At 71.1% G+C, this 25,726-nt stretch carries 28 protein-coding genes; 13 read left to right on the top strand and 15 right to left on the bottom strand.

Annotation, left to right across the window (positions count from 1 at the left end):
• Both ADL15_RS18165 and ADL15_RS18160 read right to left on the bottom strand, forming a co-directional pair.
• The coding region (locus ADL15_RS18165; RefSeq protein WP_067692123.1) for a nucleoside/nucleotide kinase family protein at positions 1 to 648 on the bottom strand (648 nt) is incomplete at its 3' end.
• A gap of 11 nt (positions 649 to 659) precedes the next feature.
• Positions 660 to 1,580: a siderophore-interacting protein gene (locus ADL15_RS18160; RefSeq protein ID WP_067692120.1), complete on the bottom strand. Its 921-nt coding sequence runs from the start codon at positions 1,578 to 1,580 to the stop codon at positions 660 to 662.
• A gap of 140 nt (positions 1,581 to 1,720) precedes the next feature.
• Between ADL15_RS18160 and ADL15_RS18155 the strand changes: the two genes are divergently transcribed.
• A complete protein-coding gene (locus ADL15_RS18155; RefSeq protein WP_067692117.1) occupies positions 1,721 to 2,185 on the top strand; it encodes a response regulator in 465 nt (154 codons plus the stop codon).
• A 16-nt stretch (positions 2,186 to 2,201) separates the two neighbouring features.
• Here the strand turns inward: ADL15_RS18155 and ADL15_RS18150 are convergent, their stop codons facing one another.
• Both ADL15_RS18150 and ADL15_RS18145 read right to left on the bottom strand, forming a co-directional pair.
• The gene (locus ADL15_RS18150; RefSeq protein ID WP_067692114.1) at positions 2,202 to 3,869 is read right to left on the bottom strand and encodes a methyl-accepting chemotaxis protein; all 1,668 of its coding nucleotides are present in this window, start codon (positions 3,867 to 3,869) and stop codon (positions 2,202 to 2,204) included.
• Between the two features lie 51 nt (positions 3,870 to 3,920).
• Complete coding sequence (locus ADL15_RS18145) at positions 3,921 to 4,613, bottom strand: hypothetical protein (RefSeq protein WP_067692111.1); 693 nt, start codon at positions 4,611 to 4,613, stop codon at positions 3,921 to 3,923.
• Positions 4,614 to 4,800: 187 nt separating this feature from the next.
• Between ADL15_RS18145 and ADL15_RS18140 the strand changes: the two genes are divergently transcribed.
• Positions 4,801 to 6,300, top strand: coding sequence for a PP2C family protein-serine/threonine phosphatase (locus tag ADL15_RS18140; RefSeq protein ID WP_067692108.1), 1,500 nt, complete (start codon positions 4,801 to 4,803; stop codon positions 6,298 to 6,300).
• Here the strand turns inward: ADL15_RS18140 and ADL15_RS18135 are convergent.
• The 3 genes from ADL15_RS18135 to glnII all read right to left on the bottom strand — a co-directional run bounded on the left by ADL15_RS18135 (position 6,290) and on the right by glnII (position 8,157).
• Positions 6,290 to 6,676, bottom strand: coding sequence for an ATP-binding protein (locus ADL15_RS18135; RefSeq protein ID WP_067692105.1), 387 nt, complete (start codon positions 6,674 to 6,676; stop codon positions 6,290 to 6,292). The genes ADL15_RS18140 and ADL15_RS18135 overlap by 11 nt on opposite strands.
• Complete coding sequence (locus ADL15_RS18130; RefSeq protein ID WP_067692102.1) at positions 6,669 to 6,998, bottom strand: STAS domain-containing protein; 330 nt, start codon at positions 6,996 to 6,998, stop codon at positions 6,669 to 6,671. The genes ADL15_RS18135 and ADL15_RS18130 overlap by 8 nt, the downstream gene beginning before the upstream one ends.
• A gap of 151 nt (positions 6,999 to 7,149) precedes the next feature.
• Positions 7,150 to 8,157: a glutamine synthetase gene (glnII, locus tag ADL15_RS18125; protein ID WP_067692099.1), complete on the bottom strand. Its 1,008-nt coding sequence runs from the start codon at positions 8,155 to 8,157 to the stop codon at positions 7,150 to 7,152.
• Positions 8,158 to 8,408: 251 nt separating this feature from the next.
• On the opposite strand from glnII, the gene ADL15_RS18120 reads away from it, so the two are divergent.
• Complete coding sequence (locus ADL15_RS18120) at positions 8,409 to 9,284, top strand: universal stress protein (protein ID WP_067692144.1); 876 nt, start codon at positions 8,409 to 8,411, stop codon at positions 9,282 to 9,284.
• Here ADL15_RS18120 and ADL15_RS18115 read toward each other — a convergent pair.
• Entirely contained in the window at positions 9,281 to 10,489 is a 1,209-nt protein-coding gene (locus ADL15_RS18115) for an FAD-dependent oxidoreductase (RefSeq protein WP_067692096.1), read from the bottom strand. The two genes, ADL15_RS18120 and ADL15_RS18115, sit on opposite strands and share 4 nt — an antisense overlap.
• Positions 10,490 to 10,582: 93 nt before the next feature.
• Here ADL15_RS18115 and ADL15_RS18110 point away from each other — a divergent pair, with 93 nt between their 5' ends.
• Positions 10,583 to 11,155, top strand: coding sequence for a TetR/AcrR family transcriptional regulator (locus ADL15_RS18110; RefSeq protein WP_067692093.1), 573 nt, complete (start codon positions 10,583 to 10,585; stop codon positions 11,153 to 11,155).
• 121 nt (positions 11,156 to 11,276) lie between these two features.
• Here ADL15_RS18110 and ADL15_RS18105 read toward each other — a convergent pair whose 3' ends face one another.
• The 3 genes from ADL15_RS18105 to rho form a co-directional block, all read right to left on the bottom strand.
• Positions 11,277 to 12,158 carry a helix-turn-helix domain-containing protein gene (locus tag ADL15_RS18105; protein WP_067692090.1) on the bottom strand — a complete coding sequence of 294 codons (882 nt, stop codon included), beginning with the start codon at positions 12,156 to 12,158 and terminating at the stop codon, positions 11,277 to 11,279.
• A gap of 32 nt (positions 12,159 to 12,190) precedes the next feature.
• Complete coding sequence (locus tag ADL15_RS18100) at positions 12,191 to 12,988, bottom strand: SAM-dependent methyltransferase (protein ID WP_067692141.1); 798 nt, start codon at positions 12,986 to 12,988, stop codon at positions 12,191 to 12,193.
• A 101-nt stretch (positions 12,989 to 13,089) separates the two neighbouring features.
• Positions 13,090 to 14,229 carry a transcription termination factor Rho gene (rho, locus tag ADL15_RS18095; protein WP_067692087.1) on the bottom strand — a complete coding sequence of 380 codons (1,140 nt, stop codon included), beginning with the start codon at positions 14,227 to 14,229 and terminating at the stop codon, positions 13,090 to 13,092.
• A 195-nt stretch (positions 14,230 to 14,424) separates the two neighbouring features.
• On the opposite strand from rho, the gene ADL15_RS57080 reads away from it, so the two are divergent.
• Positions 14,425 to 14,832, top strand: coding sequence for a helix-turn-helix domain-containing protein (locus ADL15_RS57080; RefSeq protein ID WP_083971393.1), 408 nt, complete (start codon positions 14,425 to 14,427; stop codon positions 14,830 to 14,832).
• 18 nt (positions 14,833 to 14,850) lie between these two features.
• Here ADL15_RS57080 and ADL15_RS18085 read toward each other — a convergent pair whose 3' ends face one another.
• On the bottom strand, positions 14,851 to 15,717 hold the full coding sequence (locus ADL15_RS18085; protein ID WP_067692085.1) for a L,D-transpeptidase: 867 nt from the start codon (positions 15,715 to 15,717) through the stop codon (positions 14,851 to 14,853).
• Between the two features lie 94 nt (positions 15,718 to 15,811).
• Here ADL15_RS18085 and ADL15_RS18080 point away from each other — a divergent pair, with 94 nt between their 5' ends.
• A complete protein-coding gene (locus tag ADL15_RS18080) occupies positions 15,812 to 16,813 on the top strand; it encodes an LLM class flavin-dependent oxidoreductase (RefSeq protein ID WP_067692082.1) in 1,002 nt (333 codons plus the stop codon).
• A 135-nt stretch (positions 16,814 to 16,948) separates the two neighbouring features.
• Here the strand turns inward: ADL15_RS18080 and ADL15_RS18075 are convergent, their stop codons facing one another.
• Positions 16,949 to 17,839, bottom strand: coding sequence for a PfkB family carbohydrate kinase (locus tag ADL15_RS18075; protein ID WP_067692079.1), 891 nt, complete (start codon positions 17,837 to 17,839; stop codon positions 16,949 to 16,951).
• Positions 17,836 to 18,480: a TetR family transcriptional regulator gene (locus ADL15_RS18070; protein WP_067692077.1), complete on the bottom strand. Its 645-nt coding sequence runs from the start codon at positions 18,478 to 18,480 to the stop codon at positions 17,836 to 17,838. Before ADL15_RS18070 ends, ADL15_RS18075 begins: the two co-directional genes overlap by 4 nt.
• Before the next feature lie 88 nt (positions 18,481 to 18,568).
• Here ADL15_RS18070 and ADL15_RS18065 point away from each other — a divergent pair, with 88 nt between their 5' ends.
• The 4 genes from ADL15_RS18065 to ADL15_RS18050 all read left to right on the top strand — a co-directional run bounded on the left by ADL15_RS18065 (position 18,569) and on the right by ADL15_RS18050 (position 22,508).
• Positions 18,569 to 19,717 (top strand): acyl-CoA dehydrogenase family protein, encoded by a 1,149-nt coding sequence (locus ADL15_RS18065; RefSeq protein WP_067692075.1) that lies wholly within the window; start codon positions 18,569 to 18,571, stop codon positions 19,715 to 19,717.
• Positions 19,718 to 19,743: 26 nt separating this feature from the next.
• A complete protein-coding gene (gene fabG / locus ADL15_RS18060; RefSeq protein ID WP_232344192.1) occupies positions 19,744 to 20,493 on the top strand; it encodes a 3-oxoacyl-ACP reductase FabG in 750 nt (249 codons plus the stop codon).
• A gap of 21 nt (positions 20,494 to 20,514) precedes the next feature.
• On the top strand, positions 20,515 to 21,672 hold the full coding sequence (locus ADL15_RS18055) for an acyl-CoA dehydrogenase family protein (RefSeq protein ID WP_067692069.1): 1,158 nt from the start codon (positions 20,515 to 20,517) through the stop codon (positions 21,670 to 21,672).
• Positions 21,673 to 21,848: 176 nt separating this feature from the next.
• On the top strand, positions 21,849 to 22,508 hold the full coding sequence (locus ADL15_RS18050) for a hypothetical protein (RefSeq protein WP_157441445.1): 660 nt from the start codon (positions 21,849 to 21,851) through the stop codon (positions 22,506 to 22,508).
• On the opposite strand, the gene ADL15_RS18045 is transcribed toward ADL15_RS18050, so the two are convergent.
• Positions 22,505 to 23,401 carry a polysaccharide deacetylase family protein gene (locus ADL15_RS18045; RefSeq protein WP_067692063.1) on the bottom strand — a complete coding sequence of 299 codons (897 nt, stop codon included), beginning with the start codon at positions 23,399 to 23,401 and terminating at the stop codon, positions 22,505 to 22,507. The two genes, ADL15_RS18050 and ADL15_RS18045, sit on opposite strands and share 4 nt — an antisense overlap.
• A gap of 177 nt (positions 23,402 to 23,578) precedes the next feature.
• Here ADL15_RS18045 and ADL15_RS18040 point away from each other — a divergent pair, with 177 nt between their 5' ends.
• The 3 genes from ADL15_RS18040 (at position 23,579) to ADL15_RS18030 (ending at position 25,692) form a co-directional block, all read left to right on the top strand.
• Positions 23,579 to 24,235 carry a maltokinase N-terminal cap-like domain-containing protein gene (locus tag ADL15_RS18040; protein ID WP_067692060.1) on the top strand — a complete coding sequence of 219 codons (657 nt, stop codon included), beginning with the start codon at positions 23,579 to 23,581 and terminating at the stop codon, positions 24,233 to 24,235.
• 503 nt (positions 24,236 to 24,738) lie between these two features.
• Positions 24,739 to 25,122 carry a hypothetical protein gene (locus ADL15_RS18035; RefSeq protein ID WP_067692056.1) on the top strand — a complete coding sequence of 128 codons (384 nt, stop codon included), beginning with the start codon at positions 24,739 to 24,741 and terminating at the stop codon, positions 25,120 to 25,122.
• 231 nt (positions 25,123 to 25,353) lie between these two features.
• Positions 25,354 to 25,692, top strand: a complete 339-nt coding sequence (locus ADL15_RS18030) for a hypothetical protein (protein WP_067692053.1) — start codon at positions 25,354 to 25,356, stop codon at positions 25,690 to 25,692.
• The last annotated feature ends 34 nt before the right edge of the window (positions 25,693 to 25,726 follow it).

Below are 25,726 nucleotides of genomic sequence, written 5' to 3'. Positions count from 1 at the left end.
GAGGTGGGGGGTGGCGGGGTTGGTGTTGTCGAGGAGCCAGGTGGCTCGGCGGGGGGGGGGGGAGGTGGTGAAGTAGGGGCGCTGGGCCTCGACGTAGCGGCGCATGCCCGGGTGGGACGGGTCGGGTGGGGTGCCGTCGCGGGCTGCCATGCGGCGGGCCGTCTCGGTGAACGGGACGTCCAGGAACAGCGACAGGTCCCAGGCGCCGGCCAGCTCGTCGCGGTGCAGGAAGATGCCGTCCACGATCAGTACCGCGCCGGGCGGGGCCTGCACCGGCTCCGGGTTCAGCAGCGCGTCGGTGGCCACGTCGTGTGCGGCCGGGCGGTAGCGGCCCGTCCCGCCCGGGCCGAACGGGGTCAGCACGTCGGTGCGGAACCGGTCGTAGTCGTAGGAGTCGAGCCAGAAGCCGTCCGGGGAGTCGCGCCCGCGGCGGTGCCGGATCGCTCGTACGTGATGGAAGTCGTCGATCGAGACCCGGACGACTGCCGTGCCCCGGGCGCGCAGCGTGCCGGCCAGCTCATCGGCCAGGGTGGTCTTGCCGGAACCGTCCGGCCCATCCACACCGACCCGGAGGAAACCGTCCGCACGGCGATCGGTGATCGCCGTGGCCACGGTGGTCAGGACGCGGTCGCGCTCGGGTGTGGACACCCCGGGCCGGATCAGCACTCGGCCTTGCCGAGGCGCCAGTAGCCCATGAAGGCGACCGCGCGCCGGTCGACACCGCACGTGCCGACCAGGTGGCGGCGCAGGGTCTTGATGACCGCGGCCTCGCCGGCCAGCCAGGCGTAGAAGCCGTCGGTGGCGGCGGTGCCGTCCGGGACCTCCCAGAGCAGCCCGGCGTCGACGTCGACGTCCTCGAGGTCGGCGCAGGTGGCGCCGGCCGCGTCGCCGAGCAGGTGTGCCGCGGCGGCCTGGACGGCCGGGATCAGCTTGACGCCGTGGCCGGCGCCGTCGCGGGGGAGCCAGGTGATCCGGACGCCGGCCGGTGCCTCGAGGGTCAGGTGGTCGCCGCTCTCCGGGACCTCGAGGAGCGCCTCGCCGCACATGCCGGCGGGCAGGCCGGCCAGGATCGAGGCGATCGCCGGGACCGCGGTCTCGTCGCCGACCAGCAGGATCCGGTTGGTGTCGACCGGCGGGTGGAAGTCGATGCCGCCGGACGGGCCGCCGAACTCCGCGTTCGGCCCGAGCAGGCAGGCGGTCGAGCCGGGGCCGGCCTCGACGGCCCAGCGCGACGCCGGGCCGCTCACGCCGTGCAGCACCATGTCGACGTCGACCTCGTTGAGGTGGGCGCGGACGCAGCGAACCGTGTACGTCCGGATCGGGTTCTGCCGCTCGGCGGGCAGGCCGCGCCACTCGGAATACCAGTCCTGGCCCATCGGCAGGTGGTCGAGCCCGCAGTCGGCGAGCGGCAGGAGCAGCTTGCAGCGCTGGTCGAAGCCGTTGTCGGCGAACTTGTCCAGGTCGTCGCCGGTGAACGTGACGCGCAGGAAGCTCGGGCTGAGCCGGGCGATCCGGGCCACCGTGACCGGGAAGAACCGGAACGGGACCGTCTCGGTCGACGGAACAACGGTCTGAGTCACGGTCGCCTCCCCAGGCACTGATTTAGGTAACCCTAACCTAAGGGGCGGGTGGTCCCGCAACCCGACCGCAACGTGAGGTTTCCTGCAGGCGGCGGAAAGTCTGACGATCTCAGGAGTCCCACCGTAAAAGGAGCTCGGAGATGTCGCAGACCACGCCCGGAACGACAACGGTCCTGACGTTCAGCGACGCCGACGCCGGGCTGTCCTGGCCGCTGGACGACTGGGCCGCGGCGCTGGAGCCGCCCACCGTGCTGATCGCCGACGACGACGAGGGGGTCCGCGACCTGGTCGGTACGAAGCTGCGGGCGGCCGGGTACCGGACGCTGCTCGCCGCCGACGGCCGGACCGCGCTGGCGCTCGCGGTGGGCGAGCGGCCCCAGCTGGTCCTGCTCGACATGTGCATGCCGGGCCTGGACGGGCTGGGCTTCTGCTACGAGCTGCACTCGTCGCCGCAGACCGCGCACATCCCGGTGATCTTCATGAGCGGGCGGGGCGAGCAGGCCGACCTGGACCTCGGCCGGGTGGTGGGCGCCGAGGACTACATGGTCAAGCCGATCGACCCGGCCGACCTGCTGCGTCGCGTCCAGCACCTGGTCGGCCACTGAAAAGGCAGGACAAACCCTAGACCCGGAAGCGGGAGACCACCTCGCGCAGCTCGCCCGCGACCCGGGTGAGCTCGCCCATCGACACGTCCGCCTCGCCGAGCGCGGCCGTTGTCGCCCGCGCGGCGTCGGCGACCGCGTTGATGTTGCCGGCGATGGTCGAGCTGCCGGTCGCGGCCACGCCGATGCTGCGGCTCATCTCGTTGGTGGTGGCGGTCTGCTCCTCCACCGCCGACGCGATGGTCACCTGGTAGTCGTTGATCTCCGAGATGATCCGGGAGATCTCCTGGATCGCGGTCACCGCGTTCTCGGTGTCGGCCTGGATCGCCTGCACCCGCTGCGAGATGTCCTCGGTGGCCTTCGCGGTCTCCTGGGCCAGGTCCTTGACCTCGGTCGCGACCACGGCGAAGCCCTTGCCTGCCTCGCCCGCGCGGGCCGCCTCGATCGTCGCGTTCAGGGCGAGCAGGTTGGTCTGCTCGGCGATCGACGTGATCGTCTTGACCACGTCACCGATCTCCGCGGACGAGGCGCCGAGCTTCGCCACCGTGTCGTTGGTGGCCTGGGCGACGCCGACCGCGCCGGCCGCCACCCGGGCGGCGCTGCTGGCGTTCTCCGAGATCTCCCGGATCGAGGCGCCCATCTGGTCGCTGCCCGCGGCGACCGACTGCACGCTGGCCGAGACGTCTCCGGCCGTGCCGGCCACCATCCCGGCCTGCTCGGCGGCCGCCCGGGACTGGGTGTCCAGCCGGCCGGTGATGCCGCTCAGCCGCGCGGTGACCTCGCCGAGCGTGCCCGCGCCGTAGGCGAGCTGTTTGACCGTGGTCTGCAGGCCCTCTCTGGCCCGGTTCACCGCCTGGGCCATCCGGCCGAGCTCGTCGCGGGAGCGCACCTCGGCGGCGACGGTCAGATCGCCGTCGGCGACCGCGCCCAGGGCCGCCTGCACGGTGGCGAGCTGCCGCTTGATCAGCCGCATCACGCCGACCCCGACGAAGCCGGCGATCGCGAACCCGGCGGCCAGCCCGGCCAGGGTGGTCCACCGGGAACGCTGGTAGGCCCGGTCGCCGGCCGCGGTCATCGCGTCGGCGTCGGACTCCTCGACCTTCTGCAGGTCGTCCATCGCGGTGTTCATGCCGGACTCGGCCTTGGTGAAGGCGGGCAGGATCTGGTCGACGGCCGGCATCTGGAAGCCGCTCGGCGGGGTCTTCCCGAAGATGATCACGTCGCGCAGCGCGGCGTGCTCGGCGAAGGCGCTGGCGAAGGCGTCCAGGCCGGACAGCCGGTCCGCGGCGCCGGAGTCGGTGGCGATCTGGCGGTAGGCGGCCACTCCCGTGGCCACCTGGGCGTCCGCGGCGGTGGCGACGGTCAGCCCCAGGTCGGTGAGCTCCTTGCTCTTGCTGCTCTTGCCGGCGTCGTAGAGCAGGGCGCCCCGGAACACGTTGGTGATCCCGGCTCGCATGTTCGCGATCTGCTCCATGCTGTCGACGTGCTGGGTCTTCATCGTCTGCAGGTCGTCGCGGAGCTGGCCCATCCGGCCGAGCGACACCAGGGTCAGCGTGAGCGCCACCACGGCGACACAGCCCGCGGTGATGGTGCTCTTGATCAGCAGGCTGCGGTCGCCGAGCAGCCGCTCCAGCAGTCCGCGGCGTCCTGATGTGGTCCACTCGCTGGCACTCACGGTCGGCTGCATCGGGTCCTCCCTGGTGGTCGGACCTAACGGTAGAATCCTTTTCGCGTTTTTTTAGCGGTATTGCCCAACTCGTCCGGCAGCCGCCCGCCGGCTTCGCCAGGCGGGCAACACCACGCGGTGGACCAGGACGCTGCCCACGCTCAGGACATAAAGACCCCACCAGTACGCGTGAGCCACCGGCGAGGCGGTGAAGTCGGTGCCGGCCCAGAGCTGGTGCGGCAGGGCGAGGGTGACGCCGTAACAGGCGTACAGGTCGAGCGCGTGACGGCGGACGGTGCGCCGGGCGGCGATCGACACCGTGCCCAGCACGACCGCCCCGGCCAGCGCGAGCGCCAGACCGGGACCATGCGTGATCAGCTCGCGCAGCGCGGCCGGGTGCCAGCGCTCCCCGGTGATCAGGATCAGGTGCCCGGCCAGCAGCCCGAGTGAGCCGGCCGCGGCCCAGCGGCGCCAGCGGATCATCTGACCGGCGCCGAACGCCCGCACCACGAACGGGATCCGGGCCAGCAGCAGGGTCTGCACCAGCAGCAGGTCGGCGGCCCAGAGCCCGGCCAGCCGCCCGGCCGCGTGCGCGGCGGTCCACCCGCCCTCGGCGCCCTGCTGCACGCCGCCGTGGTGCACCCAGAACGCGGTGACCACCAGCAGGCTCAGCCCGGTCAGGCAGCCGCCGGCCTCGGCCGCCCGGCGCGGGGCCGGGACGGGGCGTCGGACGACCGGGACGCGGGCCGTGGCGGTCGGGGGCATGAGCCGGATGATGGAGGATCGGGTTGAGTCCGTGGTTAGGTTCGGCTGTGAGTTACCTGTGGTGCCGCCGGTGGACTCCCACATGTGTGCTCACCTCCGTACAAAATCGGGGTTGTGAATCTGATCCTCGCTGTTCCCGGGGACTTTGGTCCGGGAAACCCGGCTGATCGGCGACTAGTCTGCTGAGATGGCCGACGAGGACGTGGTCCGGGAGCTGCTCGCCGCGGTTCCGGCCGGCTGCAGTTGGCTGGTTCCGATCATCGGGGACGACGGCGCGGTCACCGACTTCCGGGTCGCGGCGACGAGCGATCAGATCCGGGACATCTACGGCCGCGGCACGCAGCGCGTCGGCGGACGGCTCCGCGAGCTCTACCCGTCGATGGTGGACGGCCCGCTCTGGCAGCTCTACCTGCGGGTGATCACGACCGGCGCGCCCGGCACGATGGACGAGTTCCGGCACGAGGAGAACCGTCCCGGAGTGGTCGCCGAGTCCCGCTTCGAGGTCAGCGTGCACCGGGTGCTGGGCGGCCTGCTGGTCTGGTGGACCCGGGTCGACGAGCACCGGCGCCGGCTGGAGAGCACCGAGCTGCTCGGCAGCCTCGGCTGGGCCGAGTACGACCTGGCCAGCGGCCTCTCCGACTGGTCGCCGGGGATGTACCGGATCTTCCAGCGGCTCCCCGCCGACGGCCCGATGACGCGCGCCGACCAGGCCGCCGCGATCCTGGCCGAGGATCGGGGCGTCGCCGAGTCCGCGTGGCAGACCCTCGACGTCGGCGCCACCTCCGACGTCACCGTCCGGTTCCGGGTCGGCGACGCGATCAAGCACCTGCGGATCCTCTCCGACCTGGCCCGGGACGCCACCGGCCGGCCCGTGAAGATCTACGCGGTGGTGCAGGACGTGACCGCCCGGGTGGCCACCCGCACCGAGATCGAACGGCTCAGCGACGAGGCCCGGGTCCGCGAGATCAGCGCGCTCGCCGAGCACCGGCTGGCCCGCCGGCTGCAGCAGATGATCCAGCCGGTGCCGGTCGGCGCGTTCGCGCTGGGCGGGCTGGACGCGATGGTCAGCTACCTGCCGGCCGAGAGCGCGGCCCAGGTCGGCGGCGACTGGTACCACGCGCAGACGCTGCCGGACGGCCTGGTGGCGCTCGCCGTCGGCGACGTGGCCGGGCACGGCACGGAGGCCGCCAGCGGCATGGCCCACCTGCGGTTCGCCCTGGTCGCCTGGCTGTCGGCGGGCATCCGCGACCCGGGCCTGCTGCTGCGTCACCTGAACCGGCTCTGCGCTCAGCTCGGCATCACCGGCACCGCGGTGGTCGGCGTCTACGACCCGGAAACCCGGCTGCTGCCCTGGGCAAGGGCCGGGCACATGGCGCCGCTGCTCGGCCGGGCCGGTCGCAGCTCGGACCTGGAGCGGCCGCCGGGGCTGCTGCTGGGTGCCGAGGCCGAGGCGGACTTCCCGGTGGTCACCGCCCGGCTGCGCCCCGGTGACCTGGTGCTGTTCTACACCGACGGGCTGGTGGAGCGCCGAGGGGACCTGCTCGGGCGGACCGCCGAGGTGCGCGATCACCTGAGCGCGGTCTCCGCGGCGCCGGGACCGGACCCGCTGCCGACGATCCACCGGCTGTTGCACGCGCCCAGCCCGGATGACGACACCTGCACGCTGGCGGTGCTGGTCAGAGGTTGAGGCTGATCCGCACGAGCGTGCCGCCGGGCACCGTGCTGGTGGAGACCGAGTCGCAGATCCGTTCCACGATGGCGAGGCCGCGCCCGCGGACCGCCTCAGCCGAGGGCATCGCCCGCCCGAACGGCCGGGGACCGCCGCCGTCGGTCACGTCGCAGATCAGCCGGCCGTCCTCGGCCCAGACCCGGATGTGCCCGCCGCCGCCGGTGTGCTGCAGGGTGTTGGTGGTCAGCTCGCTGACCGCGAGGGTGAGCAGATCGATCCGGGACGGGGCCAGGCCCAGCGCCGCGGCCCGCTCGGTGACGAAGGTGCGCACCTTCCGCAGATCGTCAGGCTCGGTGTACGACATCCCGTCGTCCTCGCCGGGCTGCTCAAGCATGGTGACGCTCGTCCGCCGGGGCCTGCAGCAGGGTGCCCAGACCGGTCAGGTCGAGCACCGCGGCGACCGCGCCGGTGGCGTTGATCACGTAGAGCCGGCTGCTGCGGGCCAGCGCCGCGTGATGGGCGGTGACCAGGGCGTGCACGCCGGTGGAGTCGAGGAAACCGACCCCGCCGACATCGACGAAAATCGTCGTGGACCGGCTCACCGCGTCCAGCAGGGCGACGGTCAACTTGTCGCGGACGGTCAGGTCGCAGTCACCGGACAGGATCAGCGTGATCCGGCCCGGCGCGGTGGCCGTCCTCGCCTCGAAGCTCGCCATCGACCGCCGTACCTTTCCCTGCGGGGGGATTCCTGCTCGGGCCCATCATGACACCACGGGACGCGAAGCGCGCCTGCCGCGGTGATCCGGGGCCGGAAGGAATACGCGCGGGTGCCGCTTGGCCGGCCCCCGCGCGTACGTCCGCTACCCGTCAGGCCTGGGCGAGCGCCTCACAGCAGGTGCCGATGATCAGGCGGGTGACCACGTACGGGTCCACGTTCGCGTTCGGGCGACGGTCTTCGATGTAACCCTTGCCGTCCTTCTCAACCTGCCACGGGATGCGCACCGAGGCACCACGGTCGGAGACGCCGTAGCTGTACTCGGTCCACGGGGCGGTCTCGTGCAGGCCGGTCAGGCGCTGGTCGATGCCGGCGCCGTAGCCGTCCACGTGCTCCTGGCGCTTCTTGCCCAGCGACTCGGCGGCCGTGATGATCGCGTCGTAGCTCTCCCGCATCGCGGCGGTGGAGAAGTTGGTGTGCGCGCCTGCGCCGTTCCAGTCACCCTTGACCGGCTTCGGGTCCAGGGTCGCGGAGACGCCGTAGTCCTCGGAGATGCGGTAGAGCAGCCACCGGGCCACCCACAGCTCGTCGGCGACCTGCGGCGCGCCGACCGGGCCGATCTGGAATTCCCACTGACCCGGCATGACCTCGGCGTTGATGCCGGACAGGTGCAGACCGGCCTCGAGGCAGGCGTCCATGTGCGCCTCGACGATCTCGCGGCCGAAGACCTCGTCCGCGCCGACGCCGCAGTAGTAGCCGCCCTGCGGGGCCGGGTAGCCACCGCCGACCGGGAAGCCGAGCGGGCGGCCGTCCTTGAAGAACGTGTACTCCTGCTCGATGCCGAAGATCGGCTTCTGGTCGGCGTACTTGTCGGCGACCTCGCGGCACGCGGCCCGGGTGTTCGTCGGGTGCGGGGTGCCGTCGATCAGCTCGACCTCGCACAGCACGATGATGTTGCTGCCGCCGCGGATCGGGTCCGGACAGGTGAAGACCGGCCGGAGCACACAGTCCGACTTGTCACCGGGCGCCTGGTTGGTGCTCGAACCGTCGAAGCCCCAGATCGGCGGCGTCTCGCCGTCGGCCAGGATCTTGGTCTTCGACCGGAGCTTCGCGGTCGGCTGGGTTCCGTCGACCCACAGGTACTCGGCCTTGACAGCCATGAATTCTCCTCCAAGAAAAACGGCGCCGGATGGCAGTGCCGGACGACCCTGGCGCGGCGCGAGGAGGCTAACCACCGAAGATCAAATCTATGTTTCCGATCCCGTACAGCGGACGAGTGATCCCGGTAACCCTGGCGTCACCCGTCCACATCGAAGCAATAGGTTCACAATGTGACGGGCCCCACACTATTGCCCCCGAGCGGTCCAGCAACGACGATGCAGTGGAAGCAGCGCGGGAGGAGGCGAACGCCGTGCAGAACCAGAGGATCGTCGTGGGCTACGACGGCTCGGCGGAAGCCCGCAAGGCGGCTCGCTGGGCACTCGACGAGGCCTACCGGAGCGACGTGCCGGTGGAGCTGGTCTATGCGTACGAATGGCCGAGCTACGTGCCGGCCGCCGCGATGATGCCCGCGGCGGCGGTCTACCCGGACGCCGACACCGACCTCGCGGTCGCCGAGATGCTCGGGCGCGCGGTCGACGACGCCGACGACACCCACCCCGGCGTACGCGTCTGGGCCCGGGTCGAGCACTCCACCGCGGCGGTCGCCCTGATCCAGCGGGCCGCCGACGCGTCCCTGGTGGTGCTCGGCGGACGCCGCCCGTCCGGGATGCGCGCCTGGCTCGGCTCGACCAGCGGCTCGGTCAGCGCGCACGCCCGCTGCCCGGTGGTGGTGGTCCGCGGCGAGCCCCGGGCGACCGACCCGGTGGTGGCCGGCGTGGACGAGCCGGAGGCCGGCGGGGTGGTGCTCGGCTTCGCGTTCGAACAGGCCGCGGTCCGGGGTGTGCCGGTCCGCGCGGTGCACGGCTGGTCCCCGCCGGACGGGCGGGACCTGCTCTGCGACGTGAACCTGCGCGCGGTCGCCGAGGAGCGCGGCCGGCTGGAGGCGATGGTGAGCTGCTGGCAGCGCCGGTTCCCGGGTGTCGCGGTCAGCGCCGAGGTGGTGGTCGGGTCGCCGGGGGAGGTGCTCGCGCAGGCCACCGCCGGGGCACAGCTGGTGGTGGCGGGGGCACGCGGGCGCCGGGCGCTGCGGGCCGTGCTGCGGCCGTCGGTGGGGCGGCATCTGCTGCACCGGGCGCGGTGCAGTGTGGCGTTGGTGAGCCGGACGCGGGCCGCGATCCGCTTCTAGTTCTCCCGTCCCGCCAGGTAGGCCGCCGCGTTCGCTTTCCACTGCTCGGTCTCCTCGGCGAAGTCCGGGACGTCGGCCAGGTCGAAGCCGCCCTCGAAGAACTCCTTGATGGCGCCGTTGGCGCCGGCCGCCACCGGCCCGGACCGCGCCAGCATCCGGGTCTCGTAGCGGGTCACCGCCTCGTCCGGCGCACCGCCGGCGGCGATCTCCCGGGCCAGTTCGGCGCCGTCCAGCATGGCCAGGTTCACGCCCTCGCCGCCGAACGGTGACATCAGGTGGGCGGCGTCGCCGAGCAGGGTCAGCCCCGGGCGGTGCGGCCAGGCCAGCGGCGCGGGCAGCGCGAAGATCGGCCGGTTCACCAGGTCACCCTCGCTGTCCGTGATCACCCGGCGCAGCGGCGCGGCGAAGTGCGCGAACCGCTCCAGCAGCTCGGCGCGGACCCGCTCGGTGTCCAGGGCCTGCACGCCGTTCGCGTCGACCACGCCGCCCCGGCCGTCGGCGCGGCCCAGCCCGGCCCGGGCCAGCCAGTCCAGCTCGGCGCGGATCCCGACGTACCCGCGGACGTGGCCGCCGCTGTTGCGCTGCAGGATCAGGTTCTGCCCGTCGCCGTTGGCCCACATGTGCCCCTGGCCGACCAGCTCGGCGATTGCCGGGTGCCGCTCGTCCACCTCGGTGAAGCGCACCTCGACGAAGCTGATCCCGGTGTACTCCGGCGTCGCCGGGGTGAGCAGCGGCCGGACCCGGGACCAGGCGCCGTCCGCGCCGATCACCAGGTCGGCGGTGATCGGGGGCCGGTCCGCGAGGACGACCTCGCCGCCCGGCCGGACCTCGGTGACCCGGTGGCCCCAGCGGATCGTGCCCGGGGCGAGCGACGCGGCGAGCAGCCCGCGCAGCTGGGCACGGTCGATCTCGGGTGCGGTGTCCTCGTCGTCATCGACCAGGTGCTCCATCACCACGGCGCCGGACGGGTCGAGCATCCGCTTCGACTGGCCCTCCGGACGGGCCAGCGCGGCGAACTCCGCGGTCAGCCCGGCGTCGGCCAGGGCGATCTGGCCGGTGTCGGCGTGGATGTCCAGGGTGCCGCCCTGGTCGCGGGCGGTGAGCGCGGTGTCCGCGTCGTAGACGGTGACCGGCATGCCGGCCTTCTGCAGCACCCGGGCGCAGGTGAGCCCGCCGGGGCCGGCTCCGATGATCGCGATTTCCATGATCTCTCCTCGGTGGTCATCTACCGAACGACCGTTCGTTAGGCGACTCGACGGTAAGCTGCCGAACGACCGTTCGTCAAGTAGCCTGGGGGTATGACGACGACACGACGGCCGGGCAGCGAGACCCGCGCGGAGATCCTGCGGGTGGCGCTGGAGCTGTTCACCGAGCGCGGATTCGAGGGCGCCTCGATCCGGGACATCGCCGAGGCGCTCGGCATGACGAAGTCGTCGCTCTACTACCACTTCGACGGCAAGGAGGCGATCATCCAGGCGCTGCTGGACTCCCGCCGCGCCGAGTTCGACGACCTGATGAGCTGGATCGACACCCAGGAGCCGGGCCCCGAACTGCTGCGCGGGGCGGCGCTGCGCTGGGTCGAGTCGACCACCCCGCAGCGGATCATGGCGATGCGGTTCGCCCACGCGAACGGGCCGATGATGGCGCGGCTGGCGGCGCAGGGCGGCAACATCCGCAGCTGGTTCGACGACGTGATCAACCGGATCCTGCCGCCGGGAGCGCCGGTGTCCGAGCGGTTGCTGGCCCGGATGGCGTTCGACTCGGTGAGCGCGGCGCTCTTCGCCGCGCAGGCTCAGCCGGCCGGCGACGAGGAGGTGCTGGCCGCGGCCCGCGCCGCGACCATCGCCCTGACCGCTCCCGGCCCGGCGTAGCCGGTCAGCTCACGATGGTGGCTGGTGCTCAGGGGTGCCTCCCGGCCCGGGAGGCACCCCTGAGCACCAGCCGGAGCCGTGAGCGTGCCCACGGCCGAGAGCCGGGGCGCGGCTGCGCGGGTCAGAGTTTGCCGGCGTCCAGCTCGTTGAGGATGTCGGTGAGGATCTTCGGGGTCTCGGACGGCGGCTCGGCCTCGATGAAGAGCCGGCCGATCGCCGCCGCGTAGTTGTCCACCTCGTCGCGCTTGTCGAGGTAGAGCGCACTCGTCAGGTGCTCGATGTAGACCACGTCGGGCAGCTCCTCGTGCGGGAACCGCAGGATGCTGAACGCGCCGCCGGCCGCCGCGTGCCCGCCGGACCCGAACGGGATCACCTGCAGGCGCACGGTCGGCGACTCGCAGACCGCGATCAGCGCGAGGATCTGCTCGCGCAGCACCGCCTTCCCGCCGATCGGCCGGCGCAGCACCGCCTCGTCGATCACCGCCCAGACCCGGGGCGCGTCCGGCCGGGCCAGCACCTGTTTGCGCTCCATCCGCAGGCCCGCGCGGCGGTCGATCTCGTCCGGGCCGGCGTTGACGTGGCCCAGCCGGATCACCGCACGGGCGTACGCGTCGGTCTGCAGCAGCCCCGGGACGAACTGCACCTCGTACGTCCGGATCAGCTCGGCGGCCTGCTCCAGGTCCAGATAGTTCTGGAACCAGGTGTTGAGCACGTCGGCATACGCCTGCCACCAGCTCGGCGCGTTCGCCTCGCGGGCCAGGGCGAGCAGCCGGGTGTGCTCGGTCAGGTCGTCGACGCCGTACAGCTTGAGCAGGTCGACGATGTCGCGTTCCTTGAACCCGACCCGGCCCAGCTCCATCCGGCTGATCTTGGATTCTGAGGCACGGATGACGTACCCCGCCTGTTCCCGGCTCAGCCCGCTGGCCCGCCGCAGGGCACGCAGATGGGCGCCGACCTGAAGCCGGCGCACCGTCGAACCACCGCCGTCGTATTCCTCCGCCAAGGAGACCTCCTCGAGGGAGCCTAGATTACTGACTAGGGCTTGCGACCGACAGCACAGTACTGACTGATCTCCGCGGCGTCCTTGCCCTCCGGGTCCGGCCGCCAGCGGGTCACCGAGGTCACCCCGGGCTCGACCAGTTCCAGGCCGTCGAAGAGCGCGGCGAAACGTTCCGGTGAGCGCAGGTGGTATTTCGGGTTCGCCGAGATGTTCCAGATCCGAGCCGCCTCACGGACGTCCGGGTCGATGTCGCTGCCGTCGTACATCGCGAAGTAGCTGCCGGAGGGGAGCGCGGCCAGCAACGTGTCGACGATCCGCTTGGCCTCGGCGTCGTCCTCGACGTGACCGAGGATGCCCATCAGCATCAACGCCACCGGCTTGGTGAGGTCGAGTGTCTCGCCGGCCTTTTCCAGGATCCGCTCCGGGTGGTGCAGGTCCGCGTCGATGTACGCGGTCTCGCCCTCCGGGGTGCTGGTCAGCAGCGCCCGGGCGTGCGCGAGCACGAGCGGGTCGTTGTCGACATACACGATCTTCGCGTGCGGGTTGGTGTCCTGCGCGACCTCGTGCGTGTTGTCGGCGGTGGGCAGCCCGGTGCCGATGTCCAGGAACTGGGTCACCCCGGCCTCGCCGGCCAGGAAGCGCACCGCGCGGGCCAGATATTGCCGGGAGAGCCGGGCGTGCTCGGCGAAGTGCGGCAGCGACGCGATGATCTGGTCACCGACGGCACGGTCGACCTCGAAGTTGTCCTTGCCGCCGAGCAGGTAGTTCCAGATCCGGGCGGTCTGCGGAACGCTCGTGTCGAGCTTGGGAGCGTCGGTCGGGTCGTCAGCCACGCGCACGTCCTCGAGTAGGGCGCGGACCACGAGTGTCCTCAGTGGAGCCGCGGCGAGTAATCGAGGCCAGCATACCCAGGTCGGACGTACTAAAGGGAGGGTCAGGCGATCGATCGTGCGACACGCCGCAGGAATTCCGCGTTGCTCGCGGTGGTGCGCAACTGCGTCAGCAGTTGCGGCATGGCCTCGCGGCGCTCCTGACCGCCGAGCGCGCGCCGCACCTGACCGACAACGGTCAGCTCGGCCGGCGACAGCAGCAGCTCGTCGTGCCGGGTGCCGCTGACCGCCAGGTCGATGGCCGGGAAGATCCGGGCCTCGGCCAGCGAACGGTCCAGCTTCAGCTCGGCGTTCCCGGTGCTCTTGAACTCCTCGAAGATCACCGTGTCCAGCGCCGAGCCGTTCTCCACCAGGGCGGTGGCGATGATCGTCAGCGAGCCGCCGCCCTCGAGGTTGCGGGCCGCGCCGAGCAGGCGTTTCGGCGGCTGCAGCGCGGTGCTGTCCAGCCCGCCGGAGAGGGTGCGGCCGCGCCCGGCCGGCGCGGTCAGGTTGTACGCCCGCCCGAGCCTGGTGATCGAGTCGAGCAGCACCACCACGTCCTCGCCGAGCTCGGCCAGGCGTTTCGCGCGTTCGATGGCGAGTTCGGCGACCGCGGTGTGATCCTGCGGCGGCCGGTCGAAGGTGGCCGCCACGATCTCCGCCTTGACCGTGCGGCGCATGTCGGTGACCTCTTCGGGTCGCTCGTCGACCAGCACCACCATCAGGTGGCACTCCGGGTTGTTGCGGCTGATCGCGTTGGCGACCTGCTGCAGCACGGTGGTCTTGCCGGCCTTCGGCGGCGCCACGATCAGGGCGCGCTGGCCCTTGCCGATCGGCATCAGCAGGTCGATCACCCGGGTGGTGAGCACGTCCTGGTCGGTCTCCAGGCGCAGCCGCTCCTGCGGGTAGATCGCGGTCAGCCGGTAGAAGTCCGGCCGTGGGCCGGGATCGCGGCCGTTGATCGCGGTGACCTGCAGGTGAGCGGGACGGCCGGGCCGGTCGATCCGGGCGAACCCGGTCACCCGGTCGCCGCGGCGCAGGCCGAGCCGCCGTACCTCGGCCATGGCGAGCGGCAGGTCGTCACCGCCGGGCAGGTAACCGTCGGCACGCAGCCAGGCACGGTCGTCGACGACGTCGAGGAGGGCGTCGACCGCGACGGTCTCCTCGGTTGAGGGTGTTTTTCGGGTACGGGTGACTGTCGTCAAGGGAAGACTCCTAGCCGGGCGCGACAACAGCCCGGGTATGGGAAAGGTGACGGCACTGAAGGCTCGTCAGAGTTGAGGAAAAGCTCCCGGGCGGGGACATCCACCGGCATCCGAGATGCGCCCACCGTAGCACCGTTCGCGGATTCCGCCCAGTAGGGCAGGATGGACGTCACACGCCACGGGGAGGGGACGGGAATGCCACTGTTGCGCCGGATCATCGGAGCCGTGCTGCGCCGCGTGCGTCAGCGCCAGGGCCGCACGCTGAAAGAGGTGGCCGGCGCGGCCGGGGTGTCGCTGCCCTACCTGTCGGAGGTGGAACGCGGCACCAAGGAGGCGTCGTCGGAGATCCTCGCGGCGATCTGCCGGGCTCTCGGCCTGCCGATGACCGACCTGCTCGACCTGGTCCGCGACGAGATGCTGCGCCAGGGCGCCCCGCAGACCATGCGCCGGGCCGCCCCGGTGGCGCCGGTCGCCCGGGTCGCGCCGGTCCGCCCGGCCGCCGGACTCCGGCACGGGACCACGCTGCGGCTGCGCCGGGGTGCGGGTCGTCCGCGCACGGCCCTCGGGTGCGCGCGGCTCGCGCGTCTGACCGTGACCTGCTGACCGACCGCGTTCAGAAGGTCAGGCGATCACGGTCAGCGGGGTGCCGGGGCCGATCTCGTCGAGCAGCTTCTGCTGCGCGGCCTTCGGCATCCGGATGCATCCGTTCGACACGCTCGTGCCGAACACGTCGGCCTTGTACCACGCGTGGATGCCGGTGTGCGCCAGCTGGAAGACGGCCGCCATCTTCTCCGGCTCCTCCGGGATCGAGCCCAGCACCAGCGCGTCCAGCCCGAGGTAGGGGCTGCCGGACATCCTGGTCGTGCCCATCACGTAGGTGCGCCCGACCGGTGTCGGGGTGGCTCGCGAGCCGACCGCCACGGTCCAGCGCTGGTGCTCCTGGCCGTCGCGCAGCCAGGTCAGGGTGTGCTGGGACCGCTGCAGCACGAGCTGGTCGTGCAGCACCGCGGTCTGCCAGCCACCCGGCGGCACCCAGCCGATCCGCCGGTTCACCGACGGGACGAGCACCGCGACCCAGCCGCGGTCCTCGGCGACGATCGGGACGACGGTGCGCAGCCCGCTGATCTCCGGGGGCAGGAACGCGCGGGGTGTGCCACCCGGTGCGTCGTAGAGCGCGACCTTCTTCGTCGGGTGCAGGCCCTCGGTGGGTGCGACGGTGGAGTTCTTCGCCGGGTCGGCGGGCAGGCCGCGGGGCCCCTTCGCGTACGAGATGATCGGCAGGTCGTCGGGTGCCTTGACCAGCTTGAGCGGCCCGGCCGAAGCGGTCGGTGACACCGGGAGCGTCGCCGGCGGCGCGGAGGGAGCCACCCACTGCTCATCGGCGGCGGTGGTGTCCCGCCCGTTGGCCAGACCGACGGCCGCGCCGGTGGCGAGGACCACGGCGACGGCCGCGGCCGTCAGGTACACACGGGTCCGGGCGCCAGGCATCGGCCCAGACTAGCCACCGCCCCCGCGCTCGATCAAAAAATGAGAGATCTTTTGAACGGAGACTCGTTCACATCTGGCGGATAGGGTTTTTGACATGCTGCGCAAGCTGGGCTTTCTCACGATCGGCCTGTTCGACGAGGCCGACCCCGCCCGGGGACACGAATCCACCCTGGAAATCATCGAGCTGGGCGAGCGCCTCGGCTTCGACAGTGCCTGGCTCCGCCACCGGCACCTGCAGTTCGGCATCTCGTCGCCGGTCGCGGTGCTGGCCGCGGCGTCCCAGCGGACCAGCCGGATCGAGCTGGGCACCGCGGTCATCCCGCTCGGCTGGGAGAACCCGCTGCGCCTGGCCGAGGACCTGGCGACGGTCGACCTGCTGAGCGGCGGGCGGCTGAACCCGGGCCTCAGCGTGGGGCCGCCGATGAACTTCGACCGCGTCAAGGACGCGATCTATCCGGACACGGCCGATGCGGAAGACTTCAGCTACGCCCGGGTCGAGAGGTTGCTTTCTTCGGTACGAGGTGAGCAGGTCACCGACTTCGAGGGCACCGTGGGGTTCGAACAGTTCTCCCGCCGGGTGCAGCCGCACTCGCCCGGTCTGGCGTCGAGGCTCTGGTATGGCGGGGGCAGTCTGCGGTCGGCGCAGTGGGCCGGTGAGCACGGGATGAACTTCCTGACCAGCAGCGTGGTGAAAGCCGAGGAGTCGGAGGACTTCGCGGAGATCCAGTTGTCCCACGTGCGGGCGTTCCGGGCGGCGCATCCCGACGGTGACAAGGCCCGGGTCTCGCAGGGCCTGGTGGTGATCCCGACCGACTCCGCGTCTGCTGAACAGCGCGCCAAGTACCTCGCGTACGCGGAGCAGCGGACGCCCCGCACCCGCTCGCCGCAGGGGCCGGCGCGGATGATGTTCGCACCGGACATCGTGGGGTCGTCGGCGGAGATCGCCGAACGGCTGGAGGGACATGCGGCGTTCCGGGAGATCGACGAGGTGGCGTTCGCTCTGCCGTTCACCTTCGACCACGACGACTACGTGCAGATCCTGACCGATATGGCCACGCACCTGGGTCCCGCTCTGGGCTGGAAGCCCGGGGGGTAGGGGCTGCGCGAACCTTGCCTGGCTGATGCTTCGGCCGCGACTTGCGGTGGCGGGCTGGCGCTGGGACGGCAAGACGATCACTCACACCGCGGAGCCCCGGGTGACGATCACCCGCCGGTTCGGCGACGGGGTCTCCTACGTTGCCCCGTGACGATCGACATCGGACATCCAGGTTCGGGTGCCGAAACTGGTGCAGGATCGGGTGGCGATCGCGGCCGCCTCGTCGAGGGACGTGGCGAAGGTGGTGTCGGTCAGGGGCCGGCGGCGGGCCGTGGCCAGGGTGAGGGCGCCGTGCAGGACGTCGCCGGCGCCGAGGGTGTCCACGACGTCGGCCGGTGGCACCGGATGGGTCGCGAAGCCGTTGCCGGTCCAGCGCAGGAGCGGGCCGGGACCCTGGCTGACGGCGATCCAGCGGACGCCGTGGCCGGCCAGGAAACCGGCCACGGCGGCGGGGTCGTGCGCCGACGGCGGGCGGAAGTCGGCGGAGCAGACGACGACGTCCAGCAGCGGCAGCAGGGCCGGGAGGGCCGGCTTCCAGCTGCCGGCGTCCAGCAGCGTGGGGATGCCCTGCCGGCGGGCCTCGGTCAGGACCGCGACGGCCAGTTCCGGATAGTGGCCGTCGACCTGGACCGCGCGCTGTCCCCGCACCAGGGCGGGCAGATCAGGAACGGTCAGGGTGCGGGTGGCACCGTTGGTGGAGACGACCGCGCGGTTCCCGGTGCCGGCACTGACCACGATGCTGGACACCGGCGGGGGACCCGGGTCCCCGGCGGCCAGGTCGATCAGGTGGACACCGCGCGCGGCCAGGTCGGCGTGGATGCCGGCGGCGAGCGGATGGCTGCCGACCGCGGTCAGCAGCGTGGCCGTACCGCCCAGATGAGCAGCGGTCGCGGCGGCGTTGGTGGCCGGCCCACCGGCGGCGACGGTCTGCGTGAGCGCGGTGACCTTCTCGTTGTCGGCCGGGTACCGCTCGACGAACTGGAGGACGTCCAGTGTGCAGAGGCCGGCGAACAGGACACCGGTCATCCGGGGAGATCGTCCCGGCGGGCCGCGCGGGCGAGGCGGGTGGTCAGGCCGTCGACGAAGGTGAGCAGGGCGAACTCGAAGCTGTCCCGGTCGACGGCGTCGGCGTGTTCGCGGAGGCGGTGGGCGTCGTTGAGGGACGGGTAGCGGTCGAGGTAGACCTGGACGTCGTCGGTGAAGCCGCGGGAGAACGAGCCCATGGCGGCGCCGACCACCAGGTATTTGGTGGAGGCGCCGATCATGGTGGCGTCGCGGGCGGGCCAGCCGGCGGCGACCAGGCCGCCGTGGATGGCGTCGGCGCGGCGCAGCGAGGCGTCGCGCTGGCCGGGGCCGTGTGCCAGGAACGGGACGATGTTCGGGTGGCCGGCCAGCGCCGCGCGGTAGGAGCGGGCCCAGCCGAGCAGGCCGTCGCGCCAGCCGAGTGCGAACGCGCTGACGTCGACCTGCTCCATGATCTCGCTGGCCACGTCGTCGAGCAGCTGTTCCTTGGTGAGGTAGTGGAAATACAGCGCGGGGGCGCTCACGGTCAGCGCGGTGGCCAGTTTGCGCATGCTCAGGCCGTCGAGACCGTCCCGGTCGATGATCTCCAGCGCGGCCGCCCGGATGCCGGGCTTGCTGAGCAGCGGGGTCGTCGGCCGCGGCATGGCTGTTTCTCCTGACCGTTGAATTGCCTAACACTGTTAAGTTAACATGGCCGGGGAAACCTGACAGCGTTCAATTTAGGAGACGGCCGTGGACCTCACCCTCTCGGAGGAACAGCAGCAGCTGCGTGACCTCGCCCGGGATTGGGTGGAGCGCGAGGTCGTCCCGCACGCCACCGAGTGGGACCGGATCGAGCAGGTCGACCCGAAGATCGTCGGGAAACTCGCCGAGCTGGGCTTTCTCGGTCTGGGAATCACCGAGGAGCACGGCGGCTCGGGTGGCGACTTCCTCGACTACGCGTTGCTGATGGAGGAGCTTGGCCGCGGCGACACCTCGGTGCGCGGCATCGTCTCGGTCTCCCTCGGGCTGGTCGCCAAGAGCATCCAGGCCTTCGGCGACGCGGAGCAGAAGCAGCGCTGGCTGCCGGCCCTGTGCGCCGGCGAGACGCTCGGCTGCTTCGCGCTGACCGAGCCCGGCACCGGCTCGGACGCCGGCAACCTGGTCACCCGCGCGGTCCGCGACGGCGACGACTGGCTGATCAGCGGCGAGAAGATCTTCATCACCAACGGGACGTGGGCCGGGGTGGCGCTGGTCTTCGCCCGCACCGGCGGGCCCGGTGCGCGGGGCGTCTCGGCGTTCCTGGTGCCGACCGACCGGGCCGGCTTCGGCCGCCGCGAGATCAAGGGCAAGCTCGGGCTGCGCGGTCAGGCCACCGCCGAGCTGACGTTCGACCAGGTGCGCGTCTCCGACGCGGAACGCCTGGGTGCGGAGGGCGCCGGCTTCAAGATCGCTATGGGCGCGCTGGACAAGGGCCGCATCGCGGTCGCGGCGGGCAGCGTGGGCCTGGCTCGCGGTTGTCTCGAGGCGTCTATTGCGTACGCGGGGGAGCGCACCCAGTTCGGCAAGCCGATCGCCGCGTACCAGCTCGTACAGGAAATGATTGCGGAAATGGCAGTGGAGACCGAGGCCGCGCGCCTGCTCGTCTGGCGCGCCGCCGATCTGGTCGATCGCGGTCAACCGTTCGGCACTGCGGCCTCGATGGCCAAGCTGTTCGCGAGTGAGGCCGCGGTCAAGGCCGCGAACCAGGCGATCCAGGTGTTCGGCGGGTACGGCTACGTCGACGAGTTCCCGGTCGGCAAGTACATGCGCGACGCCCGGGTCACCACGCTGTACGAGGGCACCAGCCAGATCCAGAAGTTGCTCATCGGCCGGGCGCTGACCGGGATCAGCGCGTTCTGAACACGTCTGAACAAGGGAGTTCATCCATGAGCCGGGTTGCCATCGTGACCGGGGCCGCGCGCGGCATCGGCGCGGCCACCGCGTTGCAGTTCGCCTCCGAGGGCGCGGCCGTCGCCGTGCTCGACCTCGACGAGTCCGACTGCGCCGGCATCGTCGGCCGGATCCGGGCGGCCGGCGGCACCGCGATCGCGCTGGGCTGCGACGTCGCCGACGAGGCGCAGGTGGACGCCGCGGTCGACAAGGTCGCCGCCGAGCTGGGCGGGGTCGACGTGCTGGTCAACAACGCCGGCGTCACCCGGGACAACCTGCTGCACAAGATGTCCGCGGGTGACTGGGACCTGGTGATGAACGTGCACCTGCGCGGCGCGTTCCTGTGCAGCCGGGCGGTGCAGCGGCACATGGTGCCCAAGCGCTACGGCAAGATCATCAATACCTCGAGCGTGTCCGCGCTGGGCAATCGCGGTCAGGCCAACTACGCCACGGCCAAGGCCGGCATCCAGGGCCTGACCCGTACGCTCGCGATGGAACTCGGCCCGTTCAACATCAACGTGAACGCGGTCGCGCCCGGTTTCATCGCCACCGAGATGACCGACGCGACAGCTGCTCGCATCGGGCTCTCCGCTGCCGATATGCAGGCCAAGGCAGCTGAGATCACGCCGCTGCGCCGGGTCGGGCAGCCGGAGGACATCGCCCGGGTGGTTGCGTTCCTGGCCGGCGACGCCGCATCGTTCGTCACCGGCCAGACCCTGTACGTCGACGGCGGCCGCCGTCTCTAGCCTGGAAAAGGACCCCCTGACATGCGTCGCACCGTATTCAACGAGGACCACGAGGCCTTCCGGGAGACCCTGCGGGAGTTCCTGGCGGCCGAGGTCGTCCCGAACTACGACGAGTGGCTCCACGCCGGTGAGGTGCCGCGCGAGTTCTACAAGAAGCTCGCCGAGCTCGGCCTGTTCGGCATCGAGGTGCCCGAGGAGTACGGCGGCGCCGGCATCGACTCGTTCAAGTTCGCCGCGATCCAGTACGAGGAGACCACCCGCGCCGGTGTCTCGTTCGGCGGCTCGGGTGTGCACGTCGCGCTGTGTCTGCCGTACCTGCTGAAGCTGGCCACGGCGGAGCAGAAGCAGCGCTGGCTGCCGTCGTTCGTGAGCGGCGACATGATGTTCGCGATCGCGATGACCGAGCCCGGCACCGGCTCCGACCTGGCCGGGATGAGCACCACCGCCAAGCTCACCGAGGACGGCAAGCACTACGTGCTGAACGGCGCGAAGACCTTCATCACCGGCGGCGTGCTCGCCGACCGGGTGATCGTCTGCGCTCGTACGTCGCCGGCCAAGCCCGACGACCGTCGCTTCGGGATCTCGCTGCTCGTGGTGGACACCAAGCTGCCCGGGTACTCGGTGGGCCGCAAGCTCGACAAGCTCGGGCTGAAGACGTCCGACACCGCTGAGCTGGCGTTCCAGGACGTGCTCGTACCGGTGGAGGATCTGCTCGGCGAGGAGAACAAGGGGTTCTCGTACCTCGGTCAGAACCTGCCGCAGGAGCGTCTCGGTATCGCGTACGGTGCGTACGCGCAGGCTGCGGCGGCGGTGGAGTTCGCGAAGCAGTACACGTTGGAGCGCAAGGTGTTCGGGCAGAGCGTGGCCTCGTTCCAGAACACCAAGTTCGAGCTGGCTGCCTGTCAGGCCGAGGTGGACGCGGCGCAGGCGGTGGCCGATCGGGCTCTCGAGGCGCTGGACGCGGGTGAGCTGACGGCGGCCGAGGCGGCTTCGGCGAAGCTGTTCTGCACCGAGGTGGCGCATCGGGTGATCGACCGGTGCCTGCAGCTGCACGGTGGGTACGGGTTCATCAACGAGTACCCGATCGCTCGTCTGTACGCGGACAACCGGGTCAACCGGATCTACGGCGGTACGTCTGAGGTCATGAAGATGATCATTGCTAAGGACATGGGGCTGTAGTTCTTGCTTTTGCTTTTGCTTCGCTTCCGCGAGGTGGGTGGTTCCGAGGCGGGGCCCTCTTCGAAGCCCGTCAGGCTTGATGGCTTCGAAGCGGGCCCCGCCTCGGAACCTGCTGGTCTCGGTGGGTGCCGCGACTACCGGGTGTAGTGGCTTGGGCATCGTAGGGTGTGCATGTGATGGGAGTGCGGATCGCTGCTCTGTCCTTGTTCCTGCTGAGTTCGGTCGCGATCAGCGCTTGTAGTGGCGATGATCCCGCGCCTGCCGCTACGCCGGATCCCGCGGAGGCCAGCGGGCCGGGGAGCTATGCCGCGCCGGTCGATCTTGAGGGTTTGTGCTCGCTGTTGTCCTATGAGGCGCTGTCGTCCGCGCTCGGGGTTCCGGCGGGGGAGACCAAGGCGGAGCTCCACGGATCCGATCCGACGTCGAGCCGGTCGGTGCGGTGCACCCGGAGCTTGGCCGGTGCGAACACGGCCGACGGCGGGTTGGTCACGACCGACATCACGTTCTGGCATGACGTTGACTTGGCCAAGAGTCAGTTTGCCTATACCAAGGGTGCTGACGCCAAGAACTTTGCTCAGGATCAGCGGGTCGAGGCGCAAGGCGGCGTGGGGGCTGAGGCGTATCGGTATGTCCGCTCGCCCTCCAGTGAACAGGTGCTCATCCCTGAGTTGGTGGCGCGGCACAGCAACCTGGATGTGTCGGTGCAGTTCATTTCGTCGGCCCCGCCGGGTGGGTTGGATGCTCGGAGCAAGCAGCTTTTCGAGGCGGCCGGGGCTTATGCGAACGAGGTGCTGGCGACGGTGCGAAAAGCGGCGCCGGCACCGGCGGCCAGCTAGGGGATGTAGTCCTCGAGGCGGGCTGGGGTGAGGCCGTTCTTGTGGATGGCTTTCAGGACGGCCAGGTAGTCGTCGACGAAACGCGGGCGGAAGTGCATCAGGATGATGTCGCCCGGGTAGATGACTTTCTCTTCGTTCTGGTAGAAGAGCTTGCCGTGGTCGGTGGTCTGGGTCCACGTGAAGACGGCTTTCATGCCGCAGGCGTGTGCGGCGCGCAACGTGTTGTTGTTCCAGGAGCCGCCGGGCGGGCGGAACAGCGTCGGGCGGGTGCCGTAGTACGCGGCCAGTTTGTCGGCGCCGCCGCAGATCTCGCGCTTCTGACCCTCCAGGGACAGCCGGGTCATCGTGGCGTGGGTGATCGTGTGGTTCTCGATGGTGGCGCCGGCGGTCTGCAGCGGGAGGAAGAAGCCCGGGTTGTCCTTGATCGCGTTGACCTCGAGGAACAGGGACTGCGGCACGTTGGCGGCCTGGAACAGCTGCAGCGCCAGCGGGTTCTTCTCCCAGCCGTCGTCGATCGTGATGAAGGCGATCTTCTCGGTGGTGGGGATGCGGCTGAAGAACGCGGCCTTGCCGTCCGTGGCCGGTGGCAGCGTCACCTTGACCGGGAGCGGCGCGGGTGGAAACTGGGGGACGCGCTTGCGGAGGTTCTCCGGGAGCGCGGCCAGGGCCGCCGTCACGGACTCCGGGGTGCCGGTGCCGGCGATGCCGAATCCCGGGACACCGGACGCGCCGGGCGCTGATGCCGCGGCGGACGGGTCGGAGGCCGGGGCGGTACCGGGCGGGGGCGGGGTCTCCGGGCCGCCGGCGGTGTGTGCGCCGGAGCTGCCGCATCCGGCGAGGACCGCCAGCAGGGTCCCTGCGGCGGCGGTGCGAAACAACCTGCTCGTTCTCATGCCTGCGTCCCCGCGGTAGGTGGTTCGTCAGAGAGCTGACGCGGTCCACGGGTGAAATGTTCACTCGAAAGATGAATTGTGCTGTTCGTCATTCTGGTCAACCTGGCTGGGGGCCCGTGATCGGGTCCCGATGGTACGCACCGGGTGCACGTCCGGAGGCGGTCCTAGGGTGAGCGCATGGCACTTCTGCACAAGACGGAGATCAAACCGACGAAACTCGAGCTGCTGGATGAGTGGCTGCCGGGCCGGAGCTGGGCCGCGGGAGCTGCCGGGGCTGAAGGGGCTGCCGGGCTCGCGGTGAGCCGGGTGGCCGCGGGGCGGTTCGACGACCCGGCCGGGGTGGTCGGGCTCGAGGTGATGCTGGTCCGGGTGGGTGACGGGCCGGTGCTGCACGTGCCGCTGACGTACCGGGGCGCGCCGCTGGCCGGCGCGGAGGAGTTCCTGGTCGGCACGACCGAGCACGGGGTGCTCGGGACGCGCTGGGTCTACGACGCGGCCGGTGACCCGGTCTTCGTGTCCGTGCTGACCGACGTGATCCGGACCGGCGGCACGCAGGCGGCCGAGGAACTGCACGACGGCGATCAGGTGATCGTCCGCGAGCCGAATCTGCTGCTGCGGGGCAGCGGATCCGAGGCGCCAAGGACCGTGGGTGACCTCACGGTCGCTGACCTCGAGGTCACTGACGGACAAACCACCCTCATCGGTACGTCCATGGGAGTCCTGCGACTGTTCCGCACGCCCACGCAGTCGCCGGCCGCACCCGACGGCGCGCTGCTCACCGCCCAGTGGTCCGGTGTGGACACCCCGATCGCCCTCGCGAGCCTCGCCACCTGAAATCCGGCTGGCTATCAGGGGTGTCTCCGGAGGGTTGAGGCACCCCTGGGCGCCGGCCGGGGTCAGTTGTCGGTGGCCGGGGGCAGGTGGCGGTGGAGGGTCTCGAGGGCGGTCAGGACGGCGGTCAGGGACTCCGGGGTGGGGCTGGCCAGCGCGGCGGTGACGGCGGGGGAGATGTCCGCGGTGGCGACCTCGCGGCGGCGGGCGACCTCGGTGAGCCGCGCCGGTCGGCATGGGCGAGCACGCCGCGGACCTGGTCGCCGTGCTGGGTCAGGTGACCGATGAGCCGGTGGCCATGCTCGGGCTCAGCCTGGGCGCGGTGATCGGCATGCGCGTGCTGGTGTCGTACCCGGGAATCGTCGTGGACCTGGTGGCGCACGAACCGATCGCCCTGCACTTCCTGGACCCGGATGCCGAAGGCCGGGCCCGCCGTGACCTGACCGCGGTCCTGGACACGCACCGTCGAGTCGGGTGGTGGGCCCGCGGCGGCGGCAGTCGCGGCCGTGCTCGGGATCGACCCGCGGGATCAGGAGACCGAGCCGGGGGTGCGGGAGTTCCCGTTCGACGAGCGGCGGGCGGCCGATTTTGAATACTTCCTGAGCCACGATCTGGACGCCGCGCTCCAGGACGACCTGCGCCTGGGCGATCTGCCCGCCGGGGCGCGGATCGTTCCGGCGGTGGGGGAGACGAGTCCGGTGGGCGGGTTCGACCGTCAGGCCGGGCTGGTGCTGGCCCGGCATCTCGGGGTGCCGGCGGTGCGGTTCCCCGGTGGGCACAACGGGAACATGACGCACCCGCGGGCCTTCGCTGCGCGGCTCACCGAGGTGCTCGGGGCCGCGGTGAGTCCACAATGGTCACGGGAAGGTCACGAACCTTATCGATCGTAGTGACTTCCACACCGATCGATCGGAGGCTCCGGGAGAAGCGTCTGGACACCCCTTTCGGGCGCGCTCTCCTCCGGAGGACCCGCACGTGAGACAACCATCCCACTGGGGCCGGCGAACGTTCACCTCCGTCCTGCACCCCGGCCGACAACCCGTACCTGCCGGTCGGTGAGACCGGATCGGTGGACTTCAAGAAGAAGAACCCGAACCGTTTATGACCAGAACGGTGCCCAGGTGGCGGTGCAGGCCGACGGCGACTCGGAGGAGGCGGTCTCGATCGCCTCGCCGGCCGCCGGCAGGTACACCGTGGAGATCGCCGGGTACTCGGTGCCCAGCGGCTCGACCGCGTACGACTACCGGGACGCGTACTACAGCACGGCGCTCGGCACGGTCGGCGTGCCGAGCACCCCGATCGTGCTGGGGGTCGGCGCGAGCGCCACGGTCACCGGCGCGGTCACCGTGGCCGCGGTCCCGCCGGCCGGCCGGCACCTCTCCGGTGAGGTGCAGTTCGTGACGGACGAGGGCGCGGTCGTCGGCCGTGGCACCGTCGCGATCGGCGCCGTCACCGGGTAACCGGCGACGCGGGGCGATGAGGGGGTGGGCCCGC

Source organism: Actinoplanes awajinensis subsp. mycoplanecinus (genome assembly GCF_001509495.1).
GTDB classification, from domain to species: domain Bacteria; phylum Actinomycetota; class Actinomycetes; order Mycobacteriales; family Micromonosporaceae; genus Actinoplanes; species Actinoplanes palleronii.
The sequence above is the reverse complement of the archived record's forward strand: the minus strand, read 5'-3'. Positions and strand labels throughout refer to the sequence as shown.